At 37.8% G+C, this 14766-nt stretch carries 10 protein-coding genes; 7 read left to right on the forward strand and 3 right to left on the reverse strand.

From position 1 onward, the window contains the following. Window positions 1–29: 29 nt before the first annotated feature. Window positions 30–1223, forward strand: a complete 1194-nt coding sequence (locus CH364_RS07900) for a GGDEF domain-containing protein (protein WP_100742991.1) — start codon at window positions 30–32, stop codon at window positions 1221–1223. A 127-nt stretch (window positions 1224–1350) separates the two neighbouring features. Here the strand turns inward: CH364_RS07900 and mqnC are convergent, their stop codons facing one another. Next, window positions 1351–2460, reverse strand: a complete 1110-nt coding sequence (mqnC, locus tag CH364_RS07905; protein WP_100742992.1) for a cyclic dehypoxanthinyl futalosine synthase — start codon at window positions 2458–2460, stop codon at window positions 1351–1353. A gap of 123 nt (window positions 2461–2583) precedes the next feature. Here mqnC and CH364_RS07910 point away from each other — a divergent pair, with 123 nt between their 5' ends. From CH364_RS07910 to CH364_RS07925, 4 genes are all read left to right on the forward strand, one after another. Further along, complete coding sequence (locus tag CH364_RS07910) at window positions 2584–4686, forward strand: (Fe-S)-binding protein (protein WP_100742993.1); 2103 nt, start codon at window positions 2584–2586, stop codon at window positions 4684–4686. Window positions 4687–4713: 27 nt separating this feature from the next. Beyond that, window positions 4714–5610, forward strand: a complete 897-nt coding sequence (locus tag CH364_RS07915) for a FecR family protein (RefSeq protein ID WP_100742994.1) — start codon at window positions 4714–4716, stop codon at window positions 5608–5610. Continuing rightward, complete coding sequence (locus CH364_RS07920) at window positions 5607–6548, forward strand: LBF_2017 N-terminal domain-containing protein (protein WP_100742995.1); 942 nt, start codon at window positions 5607–5609, stop codon at window positions 6546–6548. Before CH364_RS07915 ends, CH364_RS07920 begins: the two co-directional genes overlap by 4 nt. Window positions 6549–6679: 131 nt before the next feature. Further along, window positions 6680–8461: a PP2C family protein-serine/threonine phosphatase gene (locus CH364_RS07925; RefSeq protein WP_243401289.1), complete on the forward strand. Its 1782-nt coding sequence runs from the start codon at window positions 6680–6682 to the stop codon at window positions 8459–8461. Between the two features lies 1 nt (window position 8462). On the opposite strand, the gene CH364_RS07930 is transcribed toward CH364_RS07925, so the two are convergent. After that, window positions 8463–10052 (reverse strand): peptide chain release factor 3, encoded by a 1590-nt coding sequence (locus CH364_RS07930; protein ID WP_100742997.1) that lies wholly within the window; start codon window positions 10050–10052, stop codon window positions 8463–8465. 123 nt (window positions 10053–10175) lie between these two features. Here CH364_RS07930 and CH364_RS07935 point away from each other — a divergent pair, with 123 nt between their 5' ends. Both CH364_RS07935 and CH364_RS07940 read left to right on the forward strand, forming a co-directional pair. Further along, window positions 10176–12215 carry a 6-bladed beta-propeller gene (locus CH364_RS07935; protein WP_243401290.1) on the forward strand — a complete coding sequence of 680 codons (2040 nt, stop codon included), beginning with the start codon at window positions 10176–10178 and terminating at the stop codon, window positions 12213–12215. Then, window positions 12196–14232: a tetratricopeptide repeat protein gene (locus tag CH364_RS07940; RefSeq protein ID WP_100743472.1), complete on the forward strand. Its 2037-nt coding sequence runs from the start codon at window positions 12196–12198 to the stop codon at window positions 14230–14232. The genes CH364_RS07935 and CH364_RS07940 overlap by 20 nt, the downstream gene beginning before the upstream one ends. Here CH364_RS07940 and CH364_RS07945 read toward each other — a convergent pair. Further along, entirely contained in the window at window positions 14189–14749 is a 561-nt protein-coding gene (locus CH364_RS07945; RefSeq protein WP_100742998.1) for a hypothetical protein, read from the reverse strand. The two genes, CH364_RS07940 and CH364_RS07945, sit on opposite strands and share 44 nt — an antisense overlap. Between the last annotated feature and the right edge of the window lie 17 nt (window positions 14750–14766).

The raw sequence follows: 14766 nt of genomic DNA on the forward strand, positions 1-14766 counted from the left end.
TTTTCTGTATTCTGAACCCTGGTTCATTCATGCGTAGGCATACATTTAAAAGGTATTTCTTTGTATTTCGTAAAATGTTTTTACGAACCTACCATCCTAGTTTCACTGCCACAAATATTTCTGATATAGGATCTTCCTTACAGATTTTTAGTGTGATGACAGCTTTTACTTCCATCATCTCTCTTCTTTTTGTCGATTCTCTCGTTCGCACGAAAGAAGCCAGTTTTTGGATTGCTTTTTTCCGGATCTCCTCTCTTGCCATTTGTTACTTCGTGTATCTCTTCGGAAGAAAAAGAGTCAAATTATTTCAAAAGCATATCTACGGAATCACAAGCCTAGTTCTCATCGCACTGATTTTACTTTATATTCCCATGATGGTGTATGATAAACCAAACCACGCCTATTATTTGTTTGGTTCTGCTATTGTCATTGCAAGTGCATCCATTCTTTTGTGGATCGAACCATTTCGGATCTTACTTCTTTCCACTTTGTACATTGCTGTTTTCATTCCTTTACATTTAAACTTTTCGCGCATCCAAGGTTTTGATCGTTTTGTTTTTTACCAAGACGTACTCATTGTTTCTTTTTTACTGGCCTTTGGTTTTGTGGCAAATCTGCTCATCAACTACTGGAGGTTTGAAGAATATCGTGTTAAAACAAGATTACGAATCACTGTTGGAAAGTTACTTCGCATCAATCAAAAAATCGAAGACCTTTCACGAGTAGACTCGATGACAGAACTCTTTAACAGGCGTCATCTGTTAGAACAGTTTGATCTCTATAAAAAAAGATCCAACAGAGAAGGATTTATCATCGGACTAGTGATTTTGGATTTGGACCGACTGAAGGCAATCAATGACAAATACGGGCATAAACAAGGTGACCTCGCCATCCAAGCCTTTGCAAAAACGGTAAAATCCAGAACAAGAATTACGGACATTGCCGCCCGAATCGGAGGAGACGAATTTTGTCTTCTTGTTTCTCCGATTGATAGAGAAGGATTGGAAGTTTTGGCTGAATCCATCCGCGAAAAATTGGAACGTTTGCAAATTCCAATCCACAACCAACCTGGAGAATCACTCACCTTGACCGTATCCATCGGAGCTACACTCTTTCGGCCAGAAGACGATCCCAGCTTTGATGAACTCTACCACAAAATCGATACGGCCCTATATACCTCAAAAAACGAAGGAAGAAATCGAATTACCCTACTCGAATCTTAAAAAAAGTTCGACAAATTTAGCAGAGTCCACAAAGATTGATACTGAGACTGATTCTCAGTTTATGTCCATAACGGATAAGGTGTAAAACTTCCAAAGATGGGTGAAAGCCCGTCTTTTTTTTTCAGTATCAGTCGACTCCTGCTCGGTTGCAGTCGTATTCTTCGGCGTAGAGTAAGTTTCTTCGAATGGGTTGAAATCCCCCTTCTTTTAAAAACTTACGAGCTTCCTTTTCTGTTTTTAGTCCGAAGGAACGAAGGACATTCTCCTCAATGACAACGGAGGAAATATCATCAGCGCCAGAATACAGGGCAAGTTGTCCCACTCCTTTTCCAAGTACCATCACAGAAGTTTCTATATGTTTGATATTGTCTAAGAAAATGCGGCAGATTCCTAAAACCTTCAGATACTCATGAGTGGGAACGGGCCTTACTTTGAATCGTTTGGTTTGTGGTTGGAAGGTCCAAGGAATAAAAGACAAAAATCCACCTGTACGATCTTGCAGGTCACGAACCACACTTAAGTGTTCAATCACTTCTTCTTCCGTTTCTTCTGAACCGAAAACAACATTGGCAGACCCGAGAAGTCCCACTTCGTGGCAGGTTTCCATCGCCCTTACCCATTCGGATACGGTTGCTTTTTTTGGGGAAATGATTTGGCGCATTCTCTCTGTGAGAATTTCGGCACCAGCCCCTGGAACCGAATCAAGGCCTGCTTCTTTTAAAATGAGTAAAACTTCACGGAGAGGTTTGCCTGTAATGGTTTCTAAATTGATCACTTCCACAGGAGAAAAGGCACGAATGTGCATGTTGGGGTATTTTGTTTTTACTGTCCGAATCACATCTAAATAATAATCAAAGGGTAGATTGGGATACACACCACCTTGGAGGAACATTTGGTCGGCTCCTTCTTCCACTGCATAATCCATTTTTTGCAGGATTTCCTCTTTGGAGAGGACGTAACCTTTTCCATTCCCTATCTCATCCATAAAGGAACAAAAACTGCATTCCACATTGCAATAGTTGGTATAATTCACAACCCGGAACATTGTGTAACTGGCTTGCGTGTGAGGTCGGATCTTCTCTCGAAGGTACCGCGCTGCCATTTGGATCTTTAAAAAATCTCCTGTTTTATAGAGGATGAGTGCCTCAGCGAGTGAGATACGTTTGCCTTGGACAGCGTTCAAAAGGACAGCATCTGCGGGGTCATTTGGGCTAAATGAAAACGAGTCTAAGTTCATAATCTCTACCTACTTGGACAGGAAATCTTCTGACAGATCCCTGTAAAAACCGAATTTTCCTGGACATTCATTTTTCTATACAAATCCTAGGAAATACCAAACACCTTAAGGGCATAAACATAAATGGATATCGGAAGAATACTCTTTCACCTATTATTCACAGCATTTTTCGTCGTGGCAAACATTGTCTTTGTCCGCGCCATCCTTTACAGGCTCGGATTGATCTTCAATGGTCGTCCTGCTTTCTTCAATGAAGATGCAAAAAAGAACCTCAATATCGGATTTCGTTTAAAAAGTTTTTTAATAAACGTTATCCTACAAAAGAAAAACTTCCGAGAACCAGTGCGCGGAATCATGCACGCATTCGTGTTCTATGGTTTTCTTGTGTATACCATCCATACAACAAGCCAAATGGTTGCTGGTGTATTTGGATATGTAATGGACGATCCATACAAATTTGCTCTACCTGATTTTTTATTCGGAGAAGCGGCAAACCATATCTATGAACAAGCAGTAAACTATGTTTCCATTCTAGTGTTAACAGGTCTTGGATTCTTTGCTTGGAGACGTTGGATCAAAAAGGCAAAAGGTCTGGATGTTCATTCTCCAGCTTCTGCTATCGTTATTAGTATGATTGCCACTCTTATGGTGACCACCTTACTCGGAAATGGTGCCAAAACAGTTGCAGCAACTTATTTTACTCATGCGGGTTTCATTGACGGAGCTATTGGAAAAGTTTGGGAATCCATCGGAGTTGCGAACTCTTCTGCCGATATCGTTTTCCAAATTATGTGGTGGGGCCATATCATCACTGTGTTCTCGTTTATGTTGTATGTTCCTACATCAAAACACGCTCACTTAATTTTTGCTCCTTTTAACTACTTCCTTGCAACTGACACTCCTAAAGGCCAATTATCAAAACTCAACTTAGATGATGAAAATGCCGTTTGGGGATCGAACCGCGTAGAAGACTTTCCTTGGCCAAACCTACTTGATGGTATGTCTTGTATTGAATGTGGACGTTGCCAAGTAGAATGTCCTGCAAACAGAACTGGCAAAGTTTTAAATCCGAAAGCCATCATTGTAGAACTCAAACACCAGATGTTAGAAAAAATGCCAGAAGTGGCAGCGGCTCGTGCCGGAAAAACGCAAGAAGAAGGTGCTGAGGCAGTTGCTGCTTTAGACACAGGAGTCATCAACTCACACGAAGGTTTAAGTGAAGAAGCTCTTTGGGGATGTACTACTTGTTATGCGTGCGTCGAAGCATGTCCTGTTGGAAACAACCAAGTAAATGCCATCATTGAAATGCGCCGTCACTTAGTTCTTGCCGAATCTAAAATGAGTCCAGAACTTCAAAAAGCGTTCACAAACATGGAAAACAATTCTAATCCATGGGGTGTAGGAGCTCACACAAGAGCAGACTGGGCAGAGGGACTCAATGTAAAAGTTCTTTCAGAAGCAGAAGACAAAAACGTGGATGTACTCTATTGGGTAGGTTGTGCGGGTGCTTTTGATGAAAGAAACAAAAAGATCTCTCGTGACTTCGTAAAAATCATGCAAAAAGCAGATGTTAACTTTGGAATCCTTGGAACAGAAGAAGGATGTTCGGGAGACTCGGCTCGCCGTGGTGGTAACGAATACCTCTACCAAACACTAGCACAAACAAACGTGGACACAATCAACGGATACGGTATCAAAAAAATCGTAACTGCTTGCCCACATTGTTATAACACAATCAAAAACGAATACCCACAATTTGGTGGTAACTTCGAAGTCATCCATCACTCGGAATACATCAACCAACTTTCTAAAGAAGGTAAAATCGATGTGAAAGTGGCTGATGATGCAAACACTGGTAAGTATACGTACCACGACTCATGTTACATCGGACGTTATAACAATAATTACGACAACCCTCGTGATGTTGTGAAAAAAGTATCCGGTGGAAAAATTGAAGAAGCCGTCGACCATCACTCCAAAGGACTTTGTTGTGGTGCGGGTGGTGCGCAGTACTGGATGGAAGAACACGTGGATGAATCCAACCCAGAAAGTATGCGAGTGAATAGTAAACGTACAGGGCAACTCCTTGATACAGGTGCTACTACCATCGCTACTGCTTGTCCATTCTGTATCACTATGATTACAGATGGTGTGAAGGCTGCAGAAAAAATTGATTCTGTCAAAGTCAAAGACATTGCAGAGTTAGTTGCAGAAAACATCGACTAACAAATTAAAAGGGTCTTTGAGGAAACTATGAAAATTCAGAATTTCCTCAAAACTAATGAATTTGTTTTTTGGAAAAGGTGGGGGGTAACTTCCACCTTTTTTACTAGGGATTCGCATTGGTTTCCTAGTTCATTTCCTATTTTTGTTATTATCATTTTATTCAATATATCTACTTTTTCCCTTTCTTCTGAATCCAAACAAACCATCCATCCACCAGAAGGTGACGGGATCACGATTGTCGTAGAAAAAGGCCAAACCCTCAGCATCATTTCCAAAACTTATTTAGATGATCCTAGAAAATGGAAAGAACTACTCAAATCAAATCAGATCGATAATCCAAACCTGATCATCCCCGGAATGAAGTTATGGATTCCAGGAAGTTTGGGAAAAAAACCTCTTGCGGATTTACAAAGATATTCAGGGAAAACTGAAGTATTGAAAGTTTCGCAGAAAAGTGCCGACTGGGCGGGAGCTACTATCGGCGAAGGACTTTATGTCAAAGATGAAGTTCGCACTTTTAAAGAATCGGAAGCCCAATTTCTTTTGTTATCAGGATCTCGTTTTGAAATTACTGAAAATAGCCATGTGATTATGGAAAAAGGAAAATCCGATACGGAACCTGACGAACTCTATCTTCGCAAAGGAAGGATTCGTTCCATCATTCAGAAAAAACCAACGACTAACCAACGTATGTTTCTTTTGAAAACAGATGCAGCCGTTTCCGAAGTCCGAGGAACCGATTTTATTACCGAAGTGGATTCAACAGGCAATACAACTCTCAGTTGTTACGAGGGAATTGTAGCTGTGACTGCCCAGAATGTAACAGTCAGTGTTCCTTCTGGATTTGCAACATTTGTGGAAAAAGGAAAACCTCCTTTAAAACCATTCAGTTTACCAGATCCACCCAAACCTAAAGAAGAATGAATCCTTTTATTCGTTTTAAGTTATTTGTGATTTTTGTTGTATTCATGATTCCTAATATTCCTATAGTTTCAGAATCAAAAACAATCCAATTCGCCCTCGAACCAGACAGAGAGGACATCATCCAATATGAATTTGAGTTATGGAAAACACCTAATTTGGATTTAGAAATTCCATTTCGAGTTGTATCTAATCCAGGAAAAATACAACTATTTATCCCGAATGGTTATGATTACTTTCGAATCCGAGCCGTTGCCAAACGCCAAGTTCGTGGATTCTGGACGGACCTTTATGCAGTGAGTTCTTTTGGAAAACCAAAACCCAAAGAACCAACTAAAATTATAGCTAAAAAAGAGAATTCGAACGAAGTATTGATTCCCATTTCAAATTCAGCAGGAACAAATCATTTCTATTTAACCGAAAATAAAATCCAAGTAAAACCTGTCCTTAGCCAACCAATGAAAACTTCTGTTCGTTATCGTTTGAATGGCGGGCCTTGGTTTGTCACAAAACAACCGGAACTAACTTTTTCTAAAGATGGAGATTATAAACTAGAATACCAGGTTACTAACGAACTTGGGGTTTCGGATTCTATACAAGTTTGGGAGTTTCGAGTTGATAACACCCCACCGAAAACTGAATTTCATTGGCATTCACCTTTATTCAAAAAATCATCTCAATTGTTTGTCGGATTAGAATCTAATTTAGAACTAACATCCGTTGATGCAGGCTCAGGTTTGGATTCCATACGATTCAGAACTAGTTGTGGAAAAAAAAACAAAACGGATTGGTATCTTTGGGATTCCAAAACTTCATGGAAAGACACAATTCAGAATTGTACAGAAGATATAGAATTAGAAATTTCAGCAACTGACAAATTAGGCAACGAAGAAATCCCTCAAAAAATCCAAATCAAACATCACAGAAAGGAACCTAACTAGTGTTCTCTGGAAATAGAGTTCAAGAACTGTTTGATCACTTTTTGTATGTAACTAAAACCAAGTCTTTTCTTAAATTATTCCTTTCGATTGTAGCATTTTTAATTTTTCCATATTTCCTTTTAGTTTCATCCATGATTCATTCTCAATACAAAGAAGCTTTGGATTGGAACCAGAGATTCCAACTCATTCGAATCCAACTCCTGGCAATCGATTTGGAAAACCAAATTAGAGAACAAATCAACAGAGATATCTCTGAAAAAAAAACTGTGGGAGTATTTCCAATTAATGAATTTCCAAAGGAATTGAGTCATTGTCATCCAACTCCTTTGGATTTTTCACATTTGTCAGAAATTACCTTCAGCCAATGTGATTGGGGTTCCGAAAAAAAATCATATCTTTTTGTTCTGGACGGAAAGAACATTTCTGTCCACTCAGCTGCATTTTTAGAAGAAGCTTTGCTCGATTCACCCTTTAGTGATCCGAATGAAGGTTTATTTTTACTAGGGGAACAAGGTGATTTTGGTATTTCAGGATTTATCGAAGATGAATTTTTAGTTTCTGACTTTTGGAAAATGGATGTAAAATCTTCACTGCAAACTCATTCCAATCTTCCATCCCTTCGGGAAACTAAAAAGGATGAGATGGATTATTTTGTTGCAAGTTTTCCGATGTATGGATTGCCAATCCAGTTATTCATTGTTAGCCCCAAAGATCTTGTATTAGTTCCAATTAAAGAATCTTTAAAAAGAAACATCGGATCCATAATTTCCTTACTTGTTTTTTCTTTTGTCTTTTCAATTGCAATCTCTCTCAGAGAAATTGAATCAAAACAAAAATTAAAACTACTTTTAAAAGAATATCCACATTCAGCTATTTTATATGACTCGAAAGGAAAAATCCTTTTAGAAAATTTAGAAATTGAGCCAAAACTTTTGATCACAAACTTATATCGCGATCAACTAAATGTCAAAGAATGGATTGAAAAAGAAGTAAGTTTATTTTTACAAGATGAATCAAATTTACAAATAGACCAAACTAAACTCAGAAAAGAAGAATCGGAATTTTATTCCGAAGATGGTTCAGTATATTTATTAGAGTTTACTTACCAACTTTGGTTTTTTGAACAAAAATATCGTTTTGCAAGTGGTGCTCTTGTCCTAATTCAAAATGTTACGAAAAAACGTTTGGAGTTCGAAAAGGAAATGGATTATGCGAAGGATTTACAAAAAAAATACCTTCCTAACCGAATCATCATTTTACCAAATTTAGATTATGAAGTTTTATACAAACCACTGATCCAAGTGGGTGGTGATTATTACGATTATATCGATTTGGGTAACAACCGCTATATCTTTGCTTTAGGTGATGTGATTGGTCATGGAGTGAAAGCGGCAATGATGATGACCGTTTTACGAGTACTCTTTCACCAAATCGTAAAAACAGAAGCTGATCCAAAACAAATACTAATTAAAATGAATGAGGGAGTATCTAATCATTTACCTGATCCTTTTGCCTTTGTACCCTTTCTATTTTTATTATTTGATTTTAATCAAAACATAATAACATACGGAAATGCTGGTCATCCTGGAATGTTATATCTCACAGGAAATGAAATTCATTGCCCAGAAAAATTGAACCCAATGTTCGGAATGATTCCAAAAATTGATCCGAAAGTCTTAGAGTTTCCGATCCAAAAGAGTGACCGATTTTATCTTTTTACAGATGGATTGAAGGATGTCGAAAATTCGAAACAAGAGAAACTCTGGGAAAAAGAACTGTTAGATTTTTTTTCCTCAATGAAAAACAAACATATGTCCCTCATCAAACAAGAATTGGAACTAAAAATTCGATCTTATTCTGAAGGAGTCCCATTCCTAGATGATATCACCTGGATTGGGATTGAAGTTCTTTAAATTAATCCTCCAGAGGTGGGTTGTCTAAAAGTTCTATTCCTTCGTTGTTTTTGTGAAAATAATTCATATCCCACTCCGTATCAAAAAGAAGTGCCATGTTTCCAAATAGATCTTCCACGAGACCTGCGTTAGATGGAATTTTAATTCTGTCTTCCTTTTTCACCCAACGCGAAATCCCATACGGTAAAATATGAATGTTTGTATCTGCTCCATATTCATCTTTGAGTCTGCGTTGGAACACTTCAAATTGAAGTTTTCCCATAGCGCCAATAATTGGTACACCACCACCAATCGTACGTGAGGTGAAAAGATGAAGGATTCCCTCTTCTGCCAATTGGTCTAATCCTTTTTTAAAGGATTTTAATTGTAAGGTATCCTTACAGGAAATAGTTGCAAATAATTCTGGTGCAAAACTAGGAAGTGGTCTTAATGGCGGTGTATTCCCTGTAGACAATACATCTCCAATTTTATAAGTTCCAGGATTTACAAGTCCAATGATATCTCCAGGATATGCTGTATCTACAGTGTTTCTATCTTGTCCAAAAAAAGCAAAACTAGAAGAAAGTTTAACAGGTTTGTCTAAACGGTTGTGATTTACATTGAGCCCTCTTTCAAACACTCCTGAACAGATACGTAAAAAAGCAATTCGATCCCGATGGGCTTTGTTCATGTTGGCTTGGACTTTAAATACAAAAGCACTGAATGGTGCATTGATTGGATCTAAGTAATTACCATCTCGGAGCGGGATGTGATCAGGGCCAGGTGCTAATTCTAAAAATTTATTTAAAAAAAGTTCAATCCCAAAGTTATTAACCGCCGAACCAAAGTAAACCGGTGTTTCATTGCCCAATAAAAACGAATTTTTATCTACTTTTCCAATTCCATTTTCAACCAAATCAATTTGTTCACGAAATGCCGTTACAATTTCTGAATCAAACTGCTCATCTAAACTTGGGTCATTAGGGCCTGCCATACGAAAAACTGCTTTTTGTTTTCCCCCGGGGGTTCGATCAAAAAGATATAATTGTTGGTCTCGTAGGTCATATACACCTTTAAAATCAAAACCTGTTCCCAGCGGCCATACGTCAGGAACAGCTTTAATTCCTAAAACTTTTTCAATTTCATCTAGGAGAGCGTAAAGATCCTTTGTAGGGCGGTCCATTTTGTTGATGAAGGTTATGATTGGAATTCCTCGGTCCCGACAAACACGGAAAAGCTTAATGGTTTGAGGTTCAACACCCTTCCCTGCATCGAGTACCATCACGGCTGTATCAGCTGCCATAAGAGTGCGGTATGTGTCTTCCGAGAAGTCTTCGTGACCAGGAGTGTCTAAAAGATTAAGAATATTGCCCTTGTATTCAAACTGTAAGGCTGCCGAGGTAATCGAAATCCCTCTTTCCTTTTCCATCGCCATCCAATCGGATGTGGCTGACTTACCTTCCTTTTTGGCTTTCACAGCACCAGCAAGCTGAATGGCACCCCCGTAGAGCAGGAGCTTTTCAGTTAGTGTTGTTTTTCCCGCATCGGGGTGCGCAATGATGGCAAAAGTCTTTCGGCGGCGGACTTCACGTTCTATAAGATCAGGAGACATAACTTGGATTCCATGCTGTCTAAATTTGAGATTCTGTCGAGAATAAAGAGAAAACTAAAGGCCCAAATCCCAAGGAAGGGGTTGACTTGTAGATTATGTCCCATTAGATTGGGGGTGGAGGGAGTGTCTTTGAGAAAGTTACTATCGTTTTTCTTTCTATTGGTGAGCACACAAATTTTCCCTCTGGACTTTCCCAACTTTTCCTTGGGGGAAGAGAATGCCAAGGAAGAATTCAAACGAGGCCTTACTTATAAAAATTTAAGAGAGTATTCTGCTGCCAAAGAACGATTCCAAAAGGCAGTCAATTTAAAGAAAGATTTTCATTTGGCCCGACTAGAGCTTGCCAACAATTACTATCTGTTAGGTGAATGGGAAGAAGCTCTCGACGAGTTAGAAATTCTAACTTCGAAAGCAAAAAATGATCTTCTCATTGTGAATAAAATTGAAGCATTACGTTTGGCAATTGCTGGCGGTGTGACTGACAAAGAAAAAGTGTATTTTAAAACCATCGAAGGCGATTCGATCCGTGGATATCGATTTCGTAATCCGGTGGACATTACCTTTGATGAAGATGGAAATTTCTATGTAGCAGGTTTTGACACATCAAATATCATCAAATTCAATGCTGCTGGAACTCCTCTTTCGAATTGGCGGGGTGGACTTACCAGAAAACTAGATCGTCCCGTCTCACTAACTTACCATAACCAAAAAATCTATGTTGCTGATTTTGCAAGGGATGAAGTTTTACTCTTTGATCTTTCTGGAAGTTTTTTGACTTCCTTTGGAGGCCCAGGAAAAGGTCCGGGACAATTTCGAGGCCCCTCCTCTATTTTTATTGATCCGCAAGGTAATGTCTTTGTAGCAGATTCTGGAAATGCAAGGATACAGAAATTCAATTCCAACGGAAAATTTCTTTTGGAATTCCAAGGATCAGGAAATTCAAAACTAGGAAACCCTTCAGGCATTACTGTTCATGATGGAAAAATCTATGTTGTAGACAAAGAGAACATTCGAGTATTAGTTTTTGATGGTGATGGAAATACATTAAATGTTATTGAAAAACCAGAATGGAAAAAACCACGAAGTATCCGAATTCTTGATAACCAAATTTTCCTTACTGATGAACTAACAGGCATTTGGACCTACTCTTTGTTACATGGTGAGTGGAAGCAGCTAAGTAAGTTTAGAGACAAAAAGGGAGTGTATCGAGTTTTGTTTCGCCCTTTTGCTACCAATATGGATTCTACGGGCAGTTTGTATTTTGTTGATTTTGGAAAACATAGAATTGATATTTTTTCCCAAAAAAATCACCTTCTATCTAATCTTGATTTAAAAATTGAATCTATAGACACATCTGGATTTCCAGATATCCACATTTACACTCGAGTGCGCAATCGTGCAGGAAAAGAAATTGTTGGAATTGACCGTTTGAGTTTTCGAATTTTTGAAAACGATAATATGACTCCGCTTTTCTCATTAGCAAACAAAAACAAACTAAATGACAAACTTAGTGTTGCCATGGTTTATGAAAATAGCGAAGGATTAAAAAAAGGAAAACTTGCCCTTGAAGATGGCCTTTTCCCCTTCTTTCGTTCCTTACACGATACTGATAAAATTTCATTATATCGTGCGGGAAAAGACAGCAATTTAATTTTGCCGGAAACTGTCTCTCTCCGTGATATCTTAGCTAAAATTAGAGACAGTGTTTCTGAAGAAAAATATAATTTTGGAAAAGCAAGTATTGCAGCCTTACAAAAACTTTCATTAGAAACTGGCCCAAAAGCTTTGGTTTATTTGGTTTCCGGAGAAAGTAAAGAAGATAGTTTCCTACAATATCAAAAATCAAGGATTGTGGCATTTTCTAAAGCACATTCCATTCCCATCTACGTTTTAACAGTAAATCCTAACCAAACCTTAGAAGATTCTTGGTCAGATATGACTGGACCAACCAACGGTCGCTACATTATACTTGACGGTGAAGGTGAGGAAAGAGAATTATATAAAAAATTAAAATCTCATATAGACTACCGGTATATACTTTCCTATAAAACGGATACAAATCCCGAACTAATCAATCGTTATATCAAATTAGCCATAGGCGTAGAACATAGAGGAGTCAAAGGTAGAGATGAAGGGGGATACTTTGTTCCGGAACCTCGTTAATTTTTTTTATAGATTCCTTATTAGTATTGGAATATTTGTTTTTGCGTCACTTTTGAATGCAGAATCCACCACCTTAGAAGATATAGCTGAAGGAAAAAAATTCCAATCGGAACACAATTGTAGAAAAGCAATACAACTCTACCAAACAGCATTACAAAAAAATCGGAATTCAATCGATGCAAAGCTAGGTGTTGCAGATTGTAGCTTTCAATTAGGTGCTTATCGAGAAAGTAAAAAATTCTATTTAGAAATATTGGATCGAGATACAAAACATATTCCTGCTGTTACTGGATTATCTGAAATTTACCTTATAGATTCCGATTTTTCCGCCATTTCTAAGTTAATTGATCCTTTACTAGTTGAATACCCAAACAATACAGCCTTAAGAATTACAGAGGCAAAATCACTCCAAAAACAAGGGAAACTTGACTCAGCCATTTATAAAATCAATACCTTGTCAAAACGATTAGAAGATCCTTCTGATTTAGTACGCATGTTAGCTGAATTATATTTTACAAAACAGAATTTTTCAGACTCTTACAATGCCATCGACAACTATTCAAAGAAGGAACCAAATGATCCAGATGGATTTGCTTTTAAAGCAAAAGTTCTTTTGTATCAAAACTATTTTCATCCGAACCAACTCAAGGCAATTCTGCCGGCGGTTGAGGATTCCCTACAAAATTCATTAAACCTGGATCCAAAAGGTGAAGAAGCTAGGTTTTATTCTGTTTATCATGATATTATTTTATCAAATTTAAGTGGCGATAAAGATATAAAAAAAAGGGCCTTTCGCACCATTTATGAATTAGCAAGAGAATTTCCAGAAAACCAACTCTACCATAGTATTGAAGCCAACTTAGCTTGGGAGTTGGGCGAAACGAAGTTTGCCACTTACCATTATCGAAGGGCTCTCCAGTTAGATGATTTGGATGAAATTTTGAGATTTGAAGCAGAAGAATATTCTATTTCCCAAGAAAAGGAAGAATCCAAATTAAGAAGAGAATTAGGTGATTACAGACGGGATCGATTTTATTCAGAAAAACATTCTTTATACCATAAAAGTTCTTTATTTCACCTAAAACGTGCAAAAGATTTGAGCCCACAAACCCCTATTATCCGAAAGGAACTATTGGAATTTTATAATCTAACCGGGGAATCCGTCAAATATACCAATTTACTATTAAGATTAAGGGAAGAAGATCCTAATTCATTTAAACTGCAGAACAAACTTGAGTTTTCGATAAAAAATTTAAAAGATTCCATAGAGTTCCGAGAAGGTTATCTACAAATCGATCCAAACTCAATTCAGGACAATTTGGTCAGGTTTAGTCCAGAAGTATATGTTTTTGATATGGAATCGACTTTGCCTTTTCCATACCATTTACAAGCAGGGCGATTGTTGTCAGAAGCACTTCGATATAATTTGAAACAAATGCAAATGGTTCGCGTTGTAGATGGTGATGAATTGAAACATATCAGAGGATTACTCAAAGAAATGAGTTACCATCCATTTTCCCAAACATTACCTTTCTCGATCGACAATCTGCACTTATTAGATGCAAAAAGGAAAAATGCCGCAAAAATTCGGTATATAGTTCATGGAAGGTATAAAATCAAAGATGGAGATATTCGTCTTGATGTTTCCGTTTACGATCGAAACAGTTTACGTGATGTTGCAACTTGGTCTACAAACCAAAGAGGTAGAGACAGTTTGCCTACCATCATTCATCGGATTGGCGAACGAATCAAAGACTTACTCCCCAAAGAAGGTAAAATACTAAAAGTCAAAAAAGATGAAGTCATTGTATCCCTTGGAAAAGATGATGGGTTAAAAAAAGATTCAAAATTAGAATTCCAACGAAAGGGAAATACTCTGTTTCAGGGAGAAATCACGGAACTTGGGAAATCCATTTCTTCTGTCAAACCGAGTGTGCGTGGATGGGAAAAAGAATTGGCAACGGGAGACGATGTCATTCTTTCCAGGGACTCAAATAAAGAGAAGAAAGATAAGTAAGGAGAACCTCAGAGATCCGTTCCTCTTTTTCTTTGTTGAAAGTTGGAATTTCTAACTGGCAAAGATAACCCTTAAAATAAAGAGAAAGGACCCCTTCTCTTTGAAAACAATCGTTAAGAATTGGTCGCAATCGGAAAAAATTTTCCGATTCCAAATAAATTGTTTCCTGACTAAATTCGTAATTTGCAATTAATTTATGTATGGTGGGACGAGGCGTTCGTTTCCATTCCAAATCCACATTAGGATAAAAATAAAAAATTCCATTTTCGAATTTGAGTTCACCCCTAGAAAGCAATGATTCATCTGCTTTGTTTACCCATTGGATGAATCCAGTTTCAGATGTTTTTTTTTGAGAAAAACCGACGGCAACAGAACCAAGTCCCTCTTTATTTCGTTTGATTTCTAATGACAGAACTTGAGGTTTTCCTATTTTTATCGATTCCTCTTCAATTCTATTGATGGCCTCATCTGAAATTGTTAGTATCTGTTGTTTTTTTTTAAAGGAAAACCAAAGCATTTTTCGGGAATCCACCT

Source organism: Leptospira harrisiae (assembly GCF_002811945.1).
GTDB lineage: Bacteria > Spirochaetota > Leptospiria > Leptospirales > Leptospiraceae > Leptospira_A > Leptospira_A harrisiae.